Here is an 18694-nt window from a genome sequence, read left to right on the forward strand (position 1 = left end):
TTTGAAAACTGAACAACGAGTGAGTAAAATGATTTTGTTCGCAAAATCAAACAATGAGATATTTTATCTCGTCAGTTTCAAAATGAGCTAATCGCTCTTTCTATAACCAACTTCGGTTGGTCTTTAATGGAGAGTTTGATCCTGGCTCAGGACGAACGCTGGCGGCGTGCCTAATACATGCAAGTCGAGCGGGGTTAGTTAGAAGCTTGCTTCTAACTAACCTAGCGGCGGACGGGTGAGTAACACGTAGGCAACCTGCCCACAAGACAGGGATAACTACCGGAAACGGTAGCTAATACCCGATACATCCTTTTCCTGCATGGGAGAAGGAGGAAAGGCGGAGCAATCTGTCACTTGTGGATGGGCCTGCGGCGCATTAGCTAGTTGGTGGGGTAAAGGCCTACCAAGGCGACGATGCGTAGCCGACCTGAGAGGGTGATCGGCCACACTGGGACTGAGACACGGCCCAGACTCCTACGGGAGGCAGCAGTAGGGAATCTTCCGCAATGGGCGAAAGCCTGACGGAGCAACGCCGCGTGAGTGATGAAGGTTTTCGGATCGTAAAGCTCTGTTGCCAGGGAAGAACGCTTGAGAGAGTAACTGCTCTTGAGGTGACGGTACCTGAGAAGAAAGCCCCGGCTAACTACGTGCCAGCAGCCGCGGTAATACGTAGGGGGCAAGCGTTGTCCGGAATTATTGGGCGTAAAGCGCGCGCAGGCGGCTCTTTAAGTCTGGTGTTTAATCCCGAGGCTCAACTTCGGGTCGCACTGGAAACTGGGGAGCTTGAGTGCAGAAGAGGAGAGTGGAATTCCACGTGTAGCGGTGAAATGCGTAGAGATGTGGAGGAACACCAGTGGCGAAGGCGACTCTCTGGGCTGTAACTGACGCTGAGGCGCGAAAGCGTGGGGAGCAAACAGGATTAGATACCCTGGTAGTCCACGCCGTAAACGATGAATGCTAGGTGTTAGGGGTTTCGATACCCTTGGTGCCGAAGTTAACACATTAAGCATTCCGCCTGGGGAGTACGGTCGCAAGACTGAAACTCAAAGGAATTGACGGGGACCCGCACAAGCAGTGGAGTATGTGGTTTAATTCGAAGCAACGCGAAGAACCTTACCAGGTCTTGACATCCCTTTGACCGGTCTAGAGATAGATCTTTCCTTCGGGACAGAGGAGACAGGTGGTGCATGGTTGTCGTCAGCTCGTGTCGTGAGATGTTGGGTTAAGTCCCGCAACGAGCGCAACCCTTATGCTTAGTTGCCAGCAGGTCAAGCTGGGCACTCTAAGCAGACTGCCGGTGACAAACCGGAGGAAGGTGGGGATGACGTCAAATCATCATGCCCCTTATGACCTGGGCTACACACGTACTACAATGGCCGGTACAACGGGAAGCGAAGCCGCGAGGTGGAGCCAATCCTAGAAAAGCCGGTCTCAGTTCGGATTGTAGGCTGCAACTCGCCTACATGAAGTCGGAATTGCTAGTAATCGCGGATCAGCATGCCGCGGTGAATACGTTCCCGGGTCTTGTACACACCGCCCGTCACACCACGAGAGTTTACAACACCCGAAGTCGGTGAGGTAACCGCAAGGGGCCAGCCGCCGAAGGTGGGGTAGATGATTGGGGTGAAGTCGTAACAAGGTAGCCGTATCGGAAGGTGCGGCTGGATCACCTCCTTTCTATGGAGAATCGTTTCCTGCAATGGAAACGTTCAAATCAGCAGGTACATGTACCTGCGACCGGATATTCAATTCGGTTCATCACGTTCGTGTGAATGAAATGGATATCCTGAACTTACTCACTCGTTGCTCAGTTTTGAGAGTTCAAACTCTCAAGTTTCGACGAATGTTTCATTCACACATCGTGTGGAACCGAAATATTCATCGGGCTTCGCTTCGATGAAGCGAATTGCACCTTGAAAACTGGATACCGAAACGAAATTGCGTTTTAGAATATTCCTTTAAGCTGATCTTGTGTAAACAAGTGAAATAAAGGTAGCAGATATCGACATTTTCTTTTTATGAAAGAAAAGTCTAGGTTAAGCTACAAAGAGCACACGGAGGATGCCTAGGCGCCAGGAGCCGACGAAGGACGTGGCGAACAACGATAAGGCCTCGGGGAGCTGTAAGCAAGCTTTGATCCGGGGATGTCCGAATGGGGAAACCCGGCTGTCTTCATCGACAGTCACTACTCACTGAATTCATAGGTGAGTGAGAGGCAGACCAGGGGAACTGAAACATCTAAGTACCCTGAGGAAGAGAAAACAATAGTGATTCCGTCAGTAGCGGCGAGCGAACGCGGATTAGCCCAAACCAAGGAGCTTGCTCCTTGGGGTTGTGGGACGTCTCACATGGAGTTACAAAGGAACCGGTTAGATGAAGAGGTCTGGAAAGGCCCGCCAGAGAAGGTAAAAGCCCTGTAGTTCAAAACCCGTTCCCTCCGAGACGGATCCCGAGTAGTGCGGGGCACGTGAAACCCCGTATGAATCCGGCAGGACCATCTGCCAAGGCTAAATACTCCCTGGCGACCGATAGTGAAGCAGTACCGTGAGGGAAAGGTGAAAAGCACCCCGGAAGGGGAGTGAAATAGATCCTGAAACCGTGTGCTTACAAGAAGTCAGAGCCCGATCTATGGGTGATGGCGTGCCTTTTGTAGAATGAACCGGCGAGTTACGTTCCCGTGCAAGGTTAAGGTGAAGAGCTGAAGCCGCAGCGAAAGCGAGTCTGAATAGGGCAAATGAGTACGTGGACGTAGACCCGAAACCGGGTGATCTACCCCTGTCCAGGGTGAAGGTGCGGTAACACGCACTGGAGGCCCGAACCCACGCATGTTGAAAAATGCGGGGATGAGGTGGGGGTAGCGGAGAAATTCCAATCGAACCCGGAGATAGCTGGTTCTCCCCGAAATAGCTTTAGGGCTAGCCTCGGAAAAAAGAATCGTGGAGGTAGAGCACTGATTGGGTGCGGGGCCCGCAAGGGTTACCAAGCTCAGTCAAACTCCGAATGCCATAGATTTAGTTCCGGGAGTCAGACAGTGAGTGCTAAGATCCATTGTCGAAAGGGAAACAGCCCAGACCATCAGCTAAGGTCCCCAAGTGTGTGTTAAGTGGGAAAGGATGTGGAGTTGCACAGACAACCAGGATGTTGGCTTAGAAGCAGCCACCATTGAAAGAGTGCGTAATAGCTCACTGGTCGAGTGACTCTGCGCCGAAAATGTAACGGGGCTAAACACACCACCGAAGCTATGGCTTGATGCTTGCATCAGGGGTAGGGGAGCGTTGAATGCGGGTTGAAGGTGTACCGGAAGGAGCGCTGGACTGCATTCAAGTGAGAATGCCGGTATGAGTAACGAAAAGATCTGTGAGAATCAGATCCGCCGAAAGCCTAAGGGTTCCTGAGGAAGGTTCGTCCGCTCAGGGTAAGTCGGGACCTAAGGCGAGGCCGATAGGCGTAGTCGAAGGACAACAGGTCGAAATTCCTGTACCACCGTAATCCGTGATGAGCGATGGGGTGACGCAGTAGGGTAGTGACGCGGACTGATGGATGTCCGTCTAAGCAGTGAGGCTGATGTGTAGGCAAATCCGCACATCGTAAGGCTGGGCTGTGATGGGGAGCGAAAATTATAGTAGCGAAGGTCATGATCTCAGACTGCCAAGAAAAGCCTCTAGCCAGGAGAAGGTGCCCGTACCGCAAACCGACACAGGTAGGCGAGAAGAGAATTCTAAGGCGCGCGGAAGAACTCTCGTTAAGGAACTCGGCAAAATGACCCCGTAACTTCGGGAGAAGGGGTGCCTCGGTAGGGTGAATAGCCCGAGGGGGCCGCAGTGAAAAGGCCCAAGCGACTGTTTAGCAAAAACACAGGTCTGTGCGAAGCCGCAAGGCGAAGTATACGGGCTGACGCCTGCCCGGTGCTGGAAGGTTAAGGGGAGTGGTAAGCCTTCGGGCGAAGCTATGAACCGAAGCCCCAGTAAACGGCGGCCGTAACTATAACGGTCCTAAGGTAGCGAAATTCCTTGTCAGGTAAATTCTGACCCGCACGAATGGCGTAACGACTTGGGCGCTGTCTCAACGAGAGATCCGGTGAAATTTTAATACCTGTGAAGATGCAGGTTACCCGCGACAAGACGGAAAGACCCCATGGAGCTTTACTGCAGCTTGATATTGAATTTGGGTACGATCTGTACAGGATAGGTGGGAGCCGTTGAACCTTGAGCGCCAGCTTGAGGGGAGGCATCCTTGGGATACCACCCTGATCGTATCTAGGTTCTAACTTGGTACCGTGATCCGGTACGAGGACAGTGTCAGGTGGGCAGTTTGACTGGGGCGGTCGCCTCCTAAAGAGTAACGGAGGCGCCCCAAGGTTCCCTCAGAATGGTTGGAAATCATTCGAAGAGTGCAAAGGCAGAAGGGAGCTTGACTGCGAGACCTACAAGTCGAGCAGGGACGAAAGTCGGGCTTAGTGATCCGGTGGTACCGCATGGAAGGGCCATCGCTCAACGGATAAAAGCTACCCTGGGGATAACAGGCTTATCTCCCCCAAGAGTCCACATCGACGGGGAGGTTTGGCACCTCGATGTCGGCTCATCGCATCCTGGGGCTGAAGTAGGTCCCAAGGGTTGGGCTGTTCGCCCATTAAAGCGGTACGCGAGCTGGGTTCAGAACGTCGTGAGACAGTTCGGTCCCTATCTGTCGTGGGCGTAGGAAATTTGAGAGGAGCTGTCCTTAGTACGAGAGGACCGGGATGGACGTACCGCTGGTGTACCAGTTGTTCCGCCAGGAGCACCGCTGGGTAGCTATGTACGGAAGGGATAAGCGCTGAAAGCATCTAAGCGTGAAGCCCCCCTCAAGATGAGATTTCCCAGTATGTAAGACCCCTTGAAGACGACGAGGTAGATAGGTTGGGGGTGGAAGTGCAGTAATGCATGGAGCTGACCAATACTAATCGGTCGAGGGCTTATCCTAAAGATAAAACGCAATGAAGTTTCGGATCCAGTTTTCAAGGTGTAACCTTGAAGGTATGTAGAAGTACATACAACAAGCGTATAGCTATTCATTCACACGATCCGTGATGAACCGAATAACCTTACGGAAGAATTTGCGAGGCAAATTCATGTTTGGTGGCGATAGCGGAGGGGTTCCACACGTACCCATCCCGAACACGACCGTTAAGCCCTCCAGCGCCGATGGTACTTGGACCGCAGGGTCCTGGGAGAGTAGGACGTTGCCAAGCAACAAGTAAAGAGGACCATGATCTTATTGAGATTATGGTCCTCTTTTTCGCATATAGATGTAATTTAGAAATATCCTTACAAAAGGAAGGTAACATTTTTGTTACGGAATGTAAGAGCAAACCCTGTATAATATAGGTATTGAATCCCATACACATACGCTGCTATATTGCAGAATTATGCAAACTCCATTATAGGATTTTGTATAGTCAATCAGGCTGGTAAGGAGGGAAGATCATGCGGCGAAATAAATGGCTTGCTCTATTGGTGCTATTCAGTGTCGCTGTCGCGATTCTTACCGGGTGCGTGGAAGAGGAGCCTTCTTGGACATCGTTTGAGGGTGCTGCTAACGAGAAGACGTTTCCAGTTCCCAAAGAAGCTAGTAAAACCGATCGGGCCAGCAGCAATTCGGACATGGACTATGTACGCTATGCACTGCCAGCGTTGAAGGAAAGCGATAGCCTACCTGCTCCTTATCTGGAGGAGATTGCAGCCTGGGGCTGGACTGAGGAACCGAATTTATCTACCTCGAATCAAAAGGTGTTCCAGAAAAATAAACACATGGTGCATTTGTCTGTGCATGATGGTTCTTTTACCGTATTGGTTCCAAAAGACAGAAAAGCTACTGTGAAGAGTAAAAGTGTAGACCTTAATTAAGAGTGCGATTTTCACTCAAGTATGCAACAAAGGATGTATTGTAAGGTCATAATTAACTCATAGCGTATTGGTTGCTGTGCGTATAATGATGAATGATAAGATGGGGAAGCACTTGAAACTGCCGTTGTGTAGAAAGTGACTTCCTTTTGTATATTTGTGTATAGATCGGTTTACTACTTTTATGACATAGATAATGTGGGTAAATCCTATGTGGGTAAAGTTATTTAATGAGAGAACTAAGGGAATATAATTGCTAAATTATAAAAAAGGAGCAACCCGACCCGGGTTGCTCTTTTTTATTGTTTTAAGGCTGGAGCGTTGGGGATGTATTAATTGAAGTTTCGATCTGTACAGATGGGAAGTGAATTGATTTACTGTTGATAGTAGGAGGCTTCTTCATCGGTGAACTTCAACATGCCGTCTTTTCTTTCGCCTATAAGCCGACTCAAGACGTATAAACGCGGTGCAATGAGCCATAGGTGCCAGAAGAGTAAGGATACGGTAAAGGCTGGCGGAGACCAGAGAATGAATACGGCTGAAAAGCAGATACCAATCCAGAGTGTATGTATGTGCACACGACGAAAAATCCTATAGCCTATGTATTGGTCTGTCATATAGCCTAGCCAAGGCAACCTGCGATGGAACGCCCAGCGTTTGCGGAAGGCTGTCCCACCACCTATGTATAGGACAGATCGCGAGATTACGAAGTGTACCCATAAGGTTAGGAAAAGGGCAAGAGCAAACAAAAATACACTAGTCCAGGAGAAGGCTAGAAGCAGAAAGAGAAGCATAATAACAGGCAGTGTGAGGTGACTCCATATCAGCTGACGTGGTATATTGATTTTTTTGATGAGCTTGTAGTGATAGTAGGTAGCTTTGGTTCCGGTTTCCTCTGTCATGCGAACAGTCCTTTCATTAATCTACTGCATCACAAGTGGCTTCCCGTCCACAGCCGGAAAAAGGGACGGTACTTCGCTCATGCGGCTTTAATAAGCATCAATTATTTTTTTGTAATAGTATAGAGCAAGGACATCTAGCGTTAGCTAACCTATTCTATAATTACAGGAAAAGCTCTCACTGATGAAGTGTGCAAAGGCTCCAATGAAAGGGCATCCATACATAGAAGCTTTTCTTATTATATCGGCATATGCGGCTGTTTTTTTAAACATACGGGGTACAAACACCATAATAGCCCAAGGGGAATATATATAGAGTATATCGTCGAATTGGGCTATGAAAAGGTTTAAAATACTAGAAAGTGACCCATACTAATAGTAAAAGAAACAAGGTGGGATGGATATGCATGATCAAGGTGACCACCGCTGCATCATATGCGGACAACACAAACATGAAGGCATTTTTATCGTTTCCGAGTTTATCTGTGATGCGTGTGAAGCCGAAATGGTGCACACGGATGCAACTGACGCCAAATATCATTTTTTTATTGATCAACTAAAGCAAATTTGGGTTCAGAAAAATGCATAATATCCTTCGCTAGCTAGCGTTTGAAGGATGGGCATTCCAAGGTCTGTCGATACGGGCCTTTTTTTCTGTGAGTAAAAGTAGGATTCCGCTTGATTTTACGATAAAATAGGGTAGATATAAAGCTTTGTTTGGAAGGATTGCAGAATGATGGGGAAAAAGGCGGTTCATGCACCATTAGTGGAAGCTCTAATACGTTACAGGTCTCAGGGAAACGCTTCTTTTCATGTACCCGGTCATAAAAACGGGCAAGTCTATAGGTATGAAGAAATGGCATCTCTGTTGCAAGAGGTGATGTCTATTGATGCGACTGAAATTACCGGACTGGATGATTTGCATCACCCAGAAGACGTGATTCGTGAAGGTCAGGAGCTGGCTGCGAAGTGCTTTGGTGCAGAAGAGAGCTTTTGGCTTATTGGAGGCAGCACGGTCGGTAATTTGGCCATGATTTTGACCGTATGTACGAAGCCGGGAGATGTACTACTGGTACAGAGGAATGTACACAAATCTGTTCTGAACGGTCTCATGTTATCGGGAGCCAAGGCCGTATTTCTAGATCCGGAAATAGATACACTAAGCGGGCTGGCGGTTGCTCCATCGACAGACACGATAAAGGCTGCTCTCAAGGCCTATCCATTGGCTAAAGGAGTATTACTTACGCTCCCTAACTATTATGGGATGGGGCATGATCTGACTGCTACAGCTAAAGTTTGTCATGCAGCCGATGTGCCGTTGATGGTAGATGAGGCACATGGTGCTCATTATGGACTGCATCCTCGTTTGCCAGTCTCTGCTCTTTCCTGTGGTGCTGATATAGTTGTCCAATCGACACATAAGATGCTTCCAGCTATGACCATGGGAGCCATGTTACATGTGCAAGGACAGAGAATTCATCGGGAGCTGCTCCGTCAGCGGTTGGCTATGGTGCAAAGCTCCAGCCCTTCGTATCCATTAATGGCCTCGCTCGATTTGGCAAGATGGTATATCGATGCTTATGGCACGGATGCCTTTACAGAGGGCCTAGCAGCAGCAGACGCTTTTAGAAAGGGGCTGGCGCAGCTCCCACGCTTTCGCTTGGTAGAACCTACACAGCAGGCAAGTGAACAGTGTGGCGCTCAGAAGGGGATCTCTGAGGCTCTGGAAAGGGCCGAGAAGAGAAGTGATGGGTACTCAACTCAGGATCCTTTTAAAATGGTGCTATATGATACATGGGGTGTATTAGATGGCTTTGGATTAAAACGTGAGCTGGAGACTTACAGTTGTATCCCAGAGATGAGCGACGAGAAACATGTGGTTTTATTGTTTACGTTAGGCTCTACAGCTAGGGATGCGAGTCACCTGTTGCAGGCTCTTGTGCATATAAATAATGATATAAGGTTTAAGTGGACGACTGATAAGCCGGAGTTAGCGGGGATAGAGCAGCAGAGACTAGAATTGGATTTTTCCACGTGGAACAATGAGGGAATGAAGGCTTACTCCAGTCCGGTGCAGTTTGGGCTTCAACCGATTAATCCAGATCAGATGGAGATCGTGCCTGTGGAGGAATCAGCTGGCAGGATAGCTGCTGAAATGATTATCCCGTATCCTCCAGGTATCCCGCTGCTATATGCAGGGGAAATGATCACAGAAGTGATTGCTCTACGGATGATTCGTCTACGTGAGCTAGGAGCTAAATGGCAAGGGATAGCAGATGAAAGTATGCTTACGATTCGGGTATTCCGTTTACAATAAAGATTAGATACTAGAGAATTAACAAATACAGAAGACTGGATAAAAGAAGCATACGCAGCCTGTGGATGACTTTTATTTTTCAGGCAGGAAAGCAGGGAATAACATGAATCGCAAAGGCATTTTTATTACGCTGGAGGGGGGAGACGGCTCCGGTAAAACAACCATGATCCAACGACTGGCGAAGTATATAGAGGAAGAAGGCTATCCAGTCGTCACGACGAGGGAACCGGGCGGCATTGAAATTTCTGAAAAGATTCGTTCTATCATTCTGGACCCTGCTCATACCAGTATGGATGCCCGAACAGAGGCGCTTTTATATGCGGCGGCGCGGCGCCAGCATTTGGTGGAGAAGGTAAAGCCGGCTATTGAGCAAGGAGCTATCGTATTGTGTGACCGTTTTGTGGACAGTAGCCTGGTCTATCAAGGGTTTGCAAGAGGCATTGGCATTGAAGAGGTAGCTTCGATTAATCGCTTTGCGGTGGATGATTGGGAGCCGGATGCCACGTTCTATCTGGATATTGAGCCCGAGTTGGGATTGGCAAGAATCAATGCGTCACGAGGAGAGGAAATGGATCGCCTAGATATGGAGAGCATATCGTTTCACCATAAGGTGCGAGAGGCTTATCTGGAGCTAGCTCGCGAATTTCCGGAACGAATTACGATTGTGGATGCCTCTCCCGCACCTGAACAGGTAGAGCAAGTATTGAAGGATTTGCTGAAAAAGCGGTTTATTCAGAATTTTAGCGTATAATTGTCGAAGGATATACGGTAAAATTGAGCTAGGGACAAGGCTGTCTCTAATATGACTTGAAGGAGGAATACAGGATGAAGCTGATTATTGCGATTGTACAGGATAAGGACAGTAATAGATTATCCAGCGGACTGGTGAAAGCTAATTTCCGTGCTACCAAATTGGCCAGCACAGGGGGATTTCTGCGTGCAGGTAATACGACATTTATGATTGGTGTCGATGACAATCAGGTAGACTCGTTGATGAATGTCATTCGCAGCAGTTGCAAGGTACGTGAACAGCTGGTCACACCCGTCACCCCTATGAGTGGGACGACGGACTCTTATCTGCCGTTGCCTGTTGAAGTGCAGGTGGGTGGAGCGACAGTTTTCGTGATGCCTGTAGACCGTTTCGAGCATTTCTGAATCTACACAATAGAACCTATTTTGCCGATATGATAGTGGAAATGCCTGTTTCTCGCTCATACGATGAGAATGAGAAGCAGATCCACTAAAACGGCAGCGCTACAGCGCAGCCCCCGGAAAGCCGAAGAGACTCCCGAGTTCTCTATTGAACTGTTCGTTGAGGCAAAGGAAAGCATCCGGGGAGAAAGCAGGTTTATATGAAAATAAATCCGGGCTACCGCCCTTTACACAGTACATTGTCTACAAATGAAACGAGTGCCAAGCCAATTCAGCCGAAAAGCTTCTCCGATGTTATGCAGCAAAATGGGGAGCAGGCTTCGAAGGAGGAATTGAACCGGCGCTTTAAGGAAATTCAAATGCAGGGAGATCGTCTTGCTCGCTCAATGACGATTCGTGAGTTGAAGGCTTATAAGATGCTGGTTAAACGGTTTTTGGAAGATACGGTTCGGCGGGGCGTGTCTATGAAGGATACAAAGGGATGGGATCGTCGGGGACGCAGCAAGCGTTATAAGCTGATTGATGAAGTGGATGAGCTATTGCTCAAAATGGCAGATGAGCTGCTCGATACCGAGCAAGGGAAGATTGAGCTTTTGCAAGGAGTCGGTGAGATTAGAGGCTTGCTGATTAATCTCTCATTTTAATGCAGTCTTATGTTATAAATGAATACAGACGGGCTGTTGCCACGAAGAAATAATCTGCTTGCTGATCATGCTGGCAGATTATTTTTGACTATGTACATGTGGGCAAACGTAATATGCGAATAGCGGCACAGCTATACTGAAGAACCATGATTTGAGGGTGAGAGCATCACAACATCAACAAACTCGCCCGGGAAAACAATGATTTGCTGATGATTCATCGTTGTTTTCAGTGGAGAAAGTGAGGAAATATGTCTTTCCAACATATATTGGGGCAGGATGTAGCCAAAAAAATGCTGCAAAGTGCATTGCGGAATCACACAGTCAGCCATGCTTATGTTTTTAGCGGACCGCAGGGAAGCGGACAGATGAACATGGCACAGACCTTTGCCAAGGCTTTATTCTGTGAAAAACAGACGGATGATGCATGTGGCGAGTGCTTGTCATGCCGCAAGGTAGAGCACGGGAATCACCCGGACTTGCACATTGTGGAGCCTGATGGAGCAACGGTTAAAATTGATCAGATTCGCGGGCTTCAACGAATATTTTCATACAAATCTGAAAGCTCCAACCCGAAGGTATATATCATTCGACAGGCGGATACCATGACAGTGCAAGCTGCTAACAGCTTGCTTAAGTTTTTGGAGGAGCCTCAGATTCCCGTGGTCGGTATACTCATTTCAGAGAATGGACAGGCGTTGTTGCCTACGATTCAATCGCGGACACAGCAGGTGCCTTTCCACGCTTTACAGCCGGAAATGATGATGCAGGTGTTAATTGGGGAAGGCTATACGGCAGGACTTGTCCGGTCAGTGGTTCATATGGCTTCAGGACTGGAATCATGTAGAGAAATTCTCCAGCAGAATTGGTTTGCAGAAATTAGAAACGTAGTGTTACAATTAGTGAAGGAGTCCATGAGCCGGGGGAGTTCGTCGATTATTCTGGCTCAACAGAAGATTTTTAAAACTGGACTTTCTGAACACCTGGATATTCTGTTTCATCTGTTTCATTTGTGGTTTAAAGATATGCTTCATTTCCGTTACGGAAGGCACGAAAGCATTGTTTTCATAGATCATTTGGAGTCCGTCTCCAAATTGGCAATCACCCGCAGCACGGAACAATGGGTCTCTTATATGGATTTGGCCGCGAATTGCAGGAAGAAGCTCCGTTTTCACGTCAACGGACAATTATGCGTGGAGCAGCTTCTGATTGGGTTGTCCGATACAAGCGGTTCTATCACCGGCTAACAGGAAGGCGCGCTTGTTCCACTCTGCACAATCCGCGACGCCAGGTTCCCGGTTTGTGCGACAGTGAGACTTCAATTGCGGCCATTCTTACAATGTCGGCTACAAATGAGGTTTAGTGGCATACAAGGGGGTTAATTTTTGTATAGTGTAGTGGGTGTCCGTTTCAAGAAGGCGGGCAAGACTTATTATTTTGATCCGCTGGACCTTCCAGTGGAGAAAGAAAACTGCGTCATAGTAGAGACCGCTCGCGGTATTGAATATGGCAAGGTTGTGGTGGGCAAAAAAGAAGTAAATGATTCGGATGTTGTCCTACCCTTAAAAAAAGTCATTCGTATTGCCGGAGATGATGACGCTCTTGTTGTAGAAGAGAATAAATTGGCGGCCAAGGATGCATTCGGTACGTGTTTAAATAAAATTAAAGACCATAACCTTAAAATGAAGCTGGTAGATGTGGAATTTACATTTGACCGCAATAAGATCATTTTTTATTTTACGGCTGAGGGTCGGGTTGATTTTCGAGAGCTTGTAAAGGATTTGGCCAGCATTTTTCGTACACGAATTGAGCTGCGGCAGATCGGAGTACGGGATGAGGCTAAAATGCTTGGTGGAATCGGACCTTGCGGACGTATTCTGTGTTGTTCCTCATGGCTGGGGGATTTTGACCCGGTATCTATTAAGATGGCGAAGGATCAGAGCTTGTCGCTGAATCCGACGAAAATTTCCGGGTTGTGCGGAAGATTGATGTGCTGTCTCAAATTTGAACATGATAACTACGAGAGCATGCGGGAAGAGCTGCCTCAGGTAGGTAAGATGGTTATCACCTCTCTGGGAGAAGGAAAAGTGGTAGGTGTCAATGCAGGCCATCGTACGGTACATGTTCAACTGTTTGAGATCAGTAAGGTCAAGGAACTTCCAATGGACGATGTAGTCGTCAAGTAAACCATTAGGTTGCTTCGGGGTGGAAACTTGGATAAATTAAATGTTTTTGCGCGTATTCACGAAATGGAAACCCAAATGGGACAGTTGCATAGCGATCTGGGTGAATTGAAACTGGCAGTAAAAGAGCTGCTGGAGGAAAATCAACGACTAACGATTGAAAACGAACAGGTGCGCAAGATGCTCAAACGTGAAACCTCTGGAGAAGAAAAGACGGCAAGCAAGCCGAAGCTTCCTCCTCCGATCGTCGTTAAGAATGAAGAGGAGACGGGTGAGGTCGTGGGCGAAGGCTACGACAATCTGGCAAGGCTGTATCATGAAGGATTTCATATATGCAACGTGTATTACGGACATTTGCGAACAGAAGGCGATTGCCTCTTCTGTCTGTCATTTTTGAATAAATAAAAACAAGCCGTAGGAGCAAGATGCCTACGGCTTTTTTGTAAGGAAGTATGAGTAAAAAGCGATTTAGGTTATAGGATAGGAGAGCATTATGTACGAAAATGAAAAGAAGTCTGAACGAATTGATGATCTGCTTTCACATAATCTGCGTATTATTCAGAGTGATGAAGTGTTCAGCTTTTCGATGGATGCGGTCTTGCTGGCACGGTTTGCTGGTATTCCGCTTCAGCGTGGTAAGATTCTCGATTTGTGTACGGGCAATGGGGTTGTTCCCATACTGTTGACGACACGCACCAAAGCATCTATTGAAGGAATTGAGATTCAACCACGCCTGGCAGATATGGCTAGACGGTCTGTCAGTTTGAATGGATTAGAATCTGCAATTGAGATTCGGGAAGGAGACTTGCGTGAGCTGGTTCAAATCACGGGACATGGCGTGTATGATGCGATTACCGTGAATCCTCCCTATATGCCGCTAAATGGTAGCGATATCAAGCTGAATCCTCACCAGGCCATTGCTCGTCATGAAGTGAACTGTACACTGGAAGAAGTCATCCAGGCATGTTCTCGGCTTGTCCGAAATGGGGGGAAAGTATCGATGGTTCATCGCCCACAGCGCCTGGGTGAGATTATATCCTTGATGCGCAGTTATAGCCTGGAACCCAAGCGGATACGTTTTGTTCACCCACGGATTCATATGGAAGCAAATATGGTACTTGTTGAAGCAATGCGTGACGGCAAACCGGAAGTTCGTCTATTACCCCCACTCATTGTATATCAGGAAGATGGGAACTATACTCAGGAAATAAGGGAAATCTATGGAGAAGTAAGCAAGGGGGATTCAGTGTGACAGCAGCTGTACAAAAAAGCTTTAGTAACCGTGAAGAGGAACGGGGAAAGTTATATCTCGTTGCTACCCCGATTGGCAATCTGGACGATATGACCTTTAGGGCAATTAACACCCTAAAGTCATGCAATATTATCGCTGCTGAGGATACGCGACAGACACGCAAATTGCTCACACATTTCGACATCACGCCGGAAATGCTCTTCAGTTATCATGAACATAATAAAGCTGCCAGCGGGCCTGAGCTGATACGTTATATAATAGAAGGAAAAAATTTGGCACTGGTTAGCGATGCAGGTCTACCGGCCATTTCTGATCCTGGTTCGGATCTAGTCAAGCTGGCACTTGAAGCAGAAATCAGTGTTATTCCTATCCCAGGGGCAAATGCTGCACTATCCGCTTTAATTGCCTCAGGACTGGATACAGAGAGGTTTACCTTCGCTGGATTTCCACCAAGGGAGAAAAAGGACCTAGAGAAGTTGTTACAATCATTTCAGGTATCCCATGGCACGATTCTTTTTTATGAGTCGCCCCACCGTATTGTAAAGACATTGACAGTAATAAAGGAAACATTAGGATCACGCAACGTAGTACTTGCCCGTGAACTGACCAAGCTGCATGAGGAATGGGTGCGTGGAACGGTGGAGCAATGTCTTGCAAAACTAGAGGAGAATCCACCGATTGGTGAATATTGTCTGGTCGTTGAGGGGAAAAACGAAGAGGAAGAGGAACAGGAGCGTCAGGCATGGTGGCAGGACTTATCTTTGGAGTCTCACGTCGCGCATTACGAGTCAGAGGGGCTTACGCGCAAGGATGCTATGAAGCGTACAGCTACAGACCGTTCAATTTCCAAGAGGGATGTATACAACGCACTCTTATGAGTACGTGTGTAAACAAAAAAGGGCCTTCCAACGGTTGGGTTCAAACCGTGGAAGGCAACAAGGAGTATATATGAAAAAGGTTAGAATTAACAATCTCTGATAAGTCTATTATATACTAAAATTCTCAGTTTGTCACAGGTGTTGGGATTTCGGAAATACAATCTTGGCAAACAATTTTCCCTTTGAAGTAAATTACGTTCTCAGCATTGCCGCAGAAGATACAAGCAGGCTCGTATTTTTTAAGCATGATGCGCTCACCATCAACGTAAATTTCCAAAGCGTCTTTCTCTCCGATTCCCAGGGTACGGCGCAATTCGATTGGAATAACAACACGTCCGAGCTCGTCAACTTTTCTTACAATACCAGTGGATTTCATCATAATAAATCAGGCTCCTCTCGCCGTTTAAAATAATATAAGTGTCATCATTCGACAAAATTTTCTCTTTTCTGATATTTACTATACCAACGATTCCCAAAACAGTCAACCTTAAAAAAGTAGTAACAGCCTAATTATGCAAAAGTATTTAGAACAAAGAGCTTTATTCATGTGAATTACCTTATTTTACGGATGATTTGTCTTGTGTGTCGATTTGGAAATGTCGAAAAGTGATAATTCGACATATTACGACAAACAATGTCGAATAAGGGAGGACGTTTAGGATTTTATTGTATTTTAATCCATTATTCCGAATATTAAAGGAGCTGATATCTTGCACCAGCCACTCAGTGAAGAAAAAGTTTTTAAGGACCCGGTACATAATTACATCCATGTTCAGGATACTGCGATATGGCGATTGATCAATACGCCGGAGTTCCAACGTTTACGACGCATTCGGCAGTTAGGCACATCTTATCTTACGTTTCATGGAGCGGAGCATAGCCGGTTTTCACATTCACTGGGCGTATACGAGATTACGAGACGCATCATTTCCCAATTTGAACGTGGAGACTTTCCCGACTGGCCAAAGGAAGAAAGACTGGTTGCTCTGTGTGCTGCTTTGTTGCACGATGTGGGGCACGGTCCATTTTCTCATTCCATTGAAGAAGCCTTTCATATGAACCATGAGGATTGGACATGCCGCATTGTACTGGGCGACACGAAGATTAACGCTGTGCTACGGCAAGTGGATGAGATGCTGCCCCACAAAGTCGCGGCGGTTATAGCCAAAACGTATGATAAGCCGATTGTTGTCAACCTGGTAACAAGTCCGCTCGATGCTGACCGTATGGATTATTTGTTGCGGGATGCTCATTCGACAGGTGTTAACTACGGAACGATTGATTTGGATCGTATTTTACGTTTGTTGCGTCCTCATAATGGGAGAATTGTCGTAAAAGAGTCGGGTATGCATGCTGTAGAGGATTATCTAATGTCACGCTATCAGATGTACTGGCAAATTTATTTCCATCCTGTAACACGCAGCTCGGAAATCCTGTTACGTAAAATTTTTAAGAGAGCAAAGGAATTGTTCAAAAACGGATATGAGTTTGGTTTTCTGCTTGATCCGCTGCCCGATCTGTTAAAAGGAGAACTAACAGTGGAGCAGTATTTGATGCTGGATGAGTCTTTGATTCAGACGGTATTTGGCCAATGGAAACGAGAAAAGGATGAAATTTTAAGTGATTTGAGTAGCCGTTTTATGGATCGTAGATTGTATAAATATGTAGAGATTGAAAATATGGATACAGATACCGTTGACCATATTCGAGAGGCTTTGAAAGAGGCTGGATTGCATCCTGAATATGATCTTGAAATTGATTTTCCAACAGATCTTCCTTATGATGTGTTTCGGCAGGGCGGCTCAACGGACAACCAGATTTTACTGCTTGGACGTCAGGGCGAGGTGCGGGAAATATCCGAAGTTTCGGAAATTGTGCGCTCAATAAGTGGCATTCACCGAGGAAAATATCACATGTATTTTCCCCAAAATAAATTGAATGGGGTAAAAGACAGGCTTCCTGCCGAAATAAGGAATTATTTTGTCAAACAATAGACAAATATATAGAAATGTAAGTAAAAAAAGGAGATGAAAACCTTGGATTTATTCGACACTCATACTCACCTGGATGCCCCACAATTTGACGAAGACCGTGAAGAAGTTATAGCACGTGCTGTCGAATCAGGAGTAACACGGATGATCAATATCGGATTTAATCGTGAGACCATTCCATCCACCATGAAGCTGGCTGAGACGTATGATTTTATTTATGCGGCCGTTGGATGGCATCCGCAGGATGCCATTACAATGCAGGAGGGGGATTTAGAATGGATTGCATCGTTATGCAGTCATAAAAAGGTTGTAGCGATCGGAGAGATCGGTCTGGATTACTATTGGGATACATCACCAAAGGATGTACAGCAGCGGGTGCTTCGAAACCAAATTGGTCTGGCACGTGAGCTCAACATGCCAATTGTTATCCATAACCGGGATGCGCATGAAGATATTGTGAGAATTTTACGTGAGGAAAAGGCGAGCGAGATTGGCGGAGTTATGCACTCCTTTTCTGGGAGCTGGGAGACCGCTAAAATGGTGCTGGATATGGGCTTTCACCTTTCCTTTGGCGGGCCCATAACGTTCAAAAATGCCAAGCAGCCAAAAGAGGTACTGGCCCAGGTTCCGCTGGATCGTCTGCTGATTGAAACGGACGCGCCATACTTGACGCCTCATCCGTTTCGCGGGAAGCGAAATGAGTCGGCCCATGTGAGATTGGTGGCAGAGGCAGCTGCCCAAATTAAGGGAATTAGAGTGGAGGAATTGGTATCCATTACGACCCAAAATGCTTTGGAACGATTTGACATTCAGTGAAAAAGCGAAGAAATCAATCAAAATAAAGAGATAGACGGAGCTAATTATGATTTTGTTGCAGGAAACTCAAGAATATTACAATTTTTTAACCGAATATTTTAAAAAATGTACTTGAAACCTGCTTTACAACATGCATGTAAACAGGATATCATCTTTTCAGTGAATTGTTGTTGAGTGTAAACATCAACAAATCATTTCATGAACCAGTCTCGCTGAGTCCCTTTTGCAGGGAACGGGGGAACCGATATGGCTTACAGTACGTCCGGCGTATGTGCAAGAGAGAATGTCTCTTCAGCAGCCGGCTCAACCGAAATTCATTTCCCGAATGGGATGAACAGGTAGAGAAGCCGTATTTCGATTTCTTTCTGGGTCTTCGGGGTGAATGTGAAGGCGACCGCCATGAGCGGTTGACCTAAGCTAGGGCGACTCTCTACGTCCGAACCCGACAGCTAACCCCGTAAGCGTAACAAGAGAGAAGCCATCTCGTGCATGAGTTTTCCCGCATATTCACACATGTCGGAAGCCACGAAAGAGCTCTCTAGTCTCTTTCTTTGGCTTTTTTTGTTGTGAATAAAAGAAAATCTGTCATCATACTGTGGTTAAACAGGGGAGGACAGCATGCCGCGAAGACGGGTACATGGTGCAGGACAGTCGCAGTACGGGCTTGTCTTGTAGAAAATCTGTTA

Annotated in this window: 15 protein-coding genes, 3 rRNA genes and 1 riboswitch; of the genes, 16 read left to right on the plus strand and 2 right to left on the minus strand. The window is 46.8% G+C overall.

Translation table 11 applies throughout. The annotated features are described in order from the left end of the window. The first annotated feature begins 123 nt into the window (after nt 1-123). The 4 genes from MKX36_RS00050 to MKX36_RS00065 all read left to right on the plus strand — a co-directional run bounded on the left by MKX36_RS00050 (nt 124) and on the right by MKX36_RS00065 (nt 5882). Nucleotides 124-1677 (plus strand): 16S ribosomal RNA (locus MKX36_RS00050). A gap of 357 nt (nt 1678-2034) precedes the next feature. Continuing rightward, nucleotides 2035-4959, plus strand: a 23S ribosomal RNA gene (locus MKX36_RS00055). Between the two features lie 151 nt (nt 4960-5110). Beyond that, a 5S ribosomal RNA gene (gene rrf / locus MKX36_RS00060) occupies nt 5111-5227 on the plus strand. Together the 16S, 23S and 5S rRNA genes form the textbook arrangement of a ribosomal RNA operon. A gap of 235 nt (nt 5228-5462) precedes the next feature. After that, nucleotides 5463-5882 carry a hypothetical protein gene (locus MKX36_RS00065; protein ID WP_013368653.1) on the plus strand — a complete coding sequence of 140 codons (420 nt, stop codon included), beginning with the start codon at nt 5463-5465 and terminating at the stop codon, nt 5880-5882. 371 nt (nt 5883-6253) lie between these two features. Here the strand turns inward: MKX36_RS00065 and MKX36_RS00070 are convergent, their stop codons facing one another. Then, nucleotides 6254-6781: a hypothetical protein gene (locus MKX36_RS00070; protein WP_016818935.1), complete on the minus strand. Its 528-nt coding sequence runs from the start codon at nt 6779-6781 to the stop codon at nt 6254-6256. A gap of 400 nt (nt 6782-7181) precedes the next feature. Here MKX36_RS00070 and MKX36_RS00075 point away from each other — a divergent pair, with 400 nt between their 5' ends. The 10 genes from MKX36_RS00075 (at nt 7182) to rsmI (ending at nt 15201) form a co-directional block, all read left to right on the plus strand. Next, complete coding sequence (locus MKX36_RS00075; protein WP_016818933.1) at nt 7182-7367, plus strand: sigma factor G inhibitor Gin; 186 nt, start codon at nt 7182-7184, stop codon at nt 7365-7367. Between the two features lie 144 nt (nt 7368-7511). Then, complete coding sequence (locus MKX36_RS00080; RefSeq protein ID WP_107735135.1) at nt 7512-9095, plus strand: aminotransferase class I/II-fold pyridoxal phosphate-dependent enzyme; 1584 nt, start codon at nt 7512-7514, stop codon at nt 9093-9095. A 103-nt stretch (nt 9096-9198) separates the two neighbouring features. Then, nucleotides 9199-9846, plus strand: a complete 648-nt coding sequence (gene tmk, locus MKX36_RS00085; protein ID WP_019685730.1) for a dTMP kinase — start codon at nt 9199-9201, stop codon at nt 9844-9846. A 74-nt stretch (nt 9847-9920) separates the two neighbouring features. Then, nucleotides 9921-10250, plus strand: coding sequence for a cyclic-di-AMP receptor (locus tag MKX36_RS00090; protein ID WP_007427998.1), 330 nt, complete (start codon nt 9921-9923; stop codon nt 10248-10250). Between the two features lie 197 nt (nt 10251-10447). Continuing rightward, a complete protein-coding gene (locus tag MKX36_RS00095) occupies nt 10448-10891 on the plus strand; it encodes a YaaR family protein (RefSeq protein WP_013368659.1) in 444 nt (147 codons plus the stop codon). 248 nt (nt 10892-11139) lie between these two features. Then, nucleotides 11140-12135 carry a DNA polymerase III subunit delta' gene (holB, locus tag MKX36_RS00100; protein ID WP_016818930.1) on the plus strand — a complete coding sequence of 332 codons (996 nt, stop codon included), beginning with the start codon at nt 11140-11142 and terminating at the stop codon, nt 12133-12135. Nucleotides 12136-12273: 138 nt separating this feature from the next. Then, nucleotides 12274-13074, plus strand: a complete 801-nt coding sequence (locus tag MKX36_RS00105; RefSeq protein WP_013368662.1) for a PSP1 domain-containing protein — start codon at nt 12274-12276, stop codon at nt 13072-13074. 27 nt (nt 13075-13101) lie between these two features. Beyond that, a complete protein-coding gene (gene yabA, locus MKX36_RS00110) occupies nt 13102-13476 on the plus strand; it encodes a DNA replication initiation control protein YabA (RefSeq protein WP_016818929.1) in 375 nt (124 codons plus the stop codon). An 88-nt stretch (nt 13477-13564) separates the two neighbouring features. Then, the gene (locus MKX36_RS00115) at nt 13565-14323 is read left to right on the plus strand and encodes a tRNA1(Val) (adenine(37)-N6)-methyltransferase (protein ID WP_016818928.1); all 759 of its coding nucleotides are present in this window, start codon (nt 13565-13567) and stop codon (nt 14321-14323) included. Beyond that, on the plus strand, nt 14320-15201 hold the full coding sequence (gene rsmI, locus MKX36_RS00120) for a 16S rRNA (cytidine(1402)-2'-O)-methyltransferase (protein ID WP_016818927.1): 882 nt from the start codon (nt 14320-14322) through the stop codon (nt 15199-15201). The genes MKX36_RS00115 and rsmI overlap by 4 nt, the downstream gene beginning before the upstream one ends. A gap of 124 nt (nt 15202-15325) precedes the next feature. Here the strand turns inward: rsmI and MKX36_RS00125 are convergent, their stop codons facing one another. Next, nucleotides 15326-15580, minus strand: a complete 255-nt coding sequence (locus tag MKX36_RS00125) for an AbrB/MazE/SpoVT family DNA-binding domain-containing protein (RefSeq protein ID WP_007428005.1) — start codon at nt 15578-15580, stop codon at nt 15326-15328. Nucleotides 15581-15911: 331 nt separating this feature from the next. On the opposite strand from MKX36_RS00125, the gene MKX36_RS00130 reads away from it, so the two are divergent. Further along, nucleotides 15912-17195: an HD domain-containing protein gene (locus MKX36_RS00130; protein ID WP_123796604.1), complete on the plus strand. Its 1284-nt coding sequence runs from the start codon at nt 15912-15914 to the stop codon at nt 17193-17195. Between the two features lie 42 nt (nt 17196-17237). Continuing rightward, entirely contained in the window at nt 17238-18008 is a 771-nt protein-coding gene (locus MKX36_RS00135) for a TatD family hydrolase (protein ID WP_340864007.1), read from the plus strand. A 200-nt stretch (nt 18009-18208) separates the two neighbouring features. After that, nucleotides 18209-18488: riboswitch (cyclic di-AMP (ydaO/yuaA leader) on the plus strand. The last annotated feature ends 206 nt before the right edge of the window (nt 18489-18694 follow it).

Source organism: Paenibacillus sp. FSL W8-0439 (genome assembly GCF_038008995.1).
GTDB classification, from domain to species: Bacteria; Bacillota; Bacilli; order Paenibacillales; family Paenibacillaceae; genus Paenibacillus; species Paenibacillus polymyxa.

Coding starts and splice junctions, on each gene's coding strand:
- MKX36_RS00125 (WP_007428005.1), bottom strand. CDS start 15,580: ATGATGAAATCCACTGGTATTGTAAGAAAAGTTGACGAGCTCGGACGT.
- tmk (WP_019685730.1), top strand. CDS start 9,199: ATGAATCGCAAAGGCATTTTTATTACGCTGGAGGGGGGAGACGGCTCC.
- MKX36_RS00095 (WP_013368659.1), top strand. CDS start 10,448: ATGAAAATAAATCCGGGCTACCGCCCTTTACACAGTACATTGTCTACA.
- MKX36_RS00090 (WP_007427998.1), top strand. CDS start 9,921: ATGAAGCTGATTATTGCGATTGTACAGGATAAGGACAGTAATAGATTA.
- holB (WP_016818930.1), top strand. CDS start 11,140: ATGTCTTTCCAACATATATTGGGGCAGGATGTAGCCAAAAAAATGCTG.
- MKX36_RS00080 (WP_107735135.1), top strand. CDS start 7,512: ATGATGGGGAAAAAGGCGGTTCATGCACCATTAGTGGAAGCTCTAATA.
- MKX36_RS00070 (WP_016818935.1), bottom strand. CDS start 6,781: ATGACAGAGGAAACCGGAACCAAAGCTACCTACTATCACTACAAGCTC.
- MKX36_RS00115 (WP_016818928.1), top strand. CDS start 13,565: ATGTACGAAAATGAAAAGAAGTCTGAACGAATTGATGATCTGCTTTCA.
- MKX36_RS00075 (WP_016818933.1), top strand. CDS start 7,182: ATGCATGATCAAGGTGACCACCGCTGCATCATATGCGGACAACACAAA.
- MKX36_RS00065 (WP_013368653.1), top strand. CDS start 5,463: ATGCGGCGAAATAAATGGCTTGCTCTATTGGTGCTATTCAGTGTCGCT.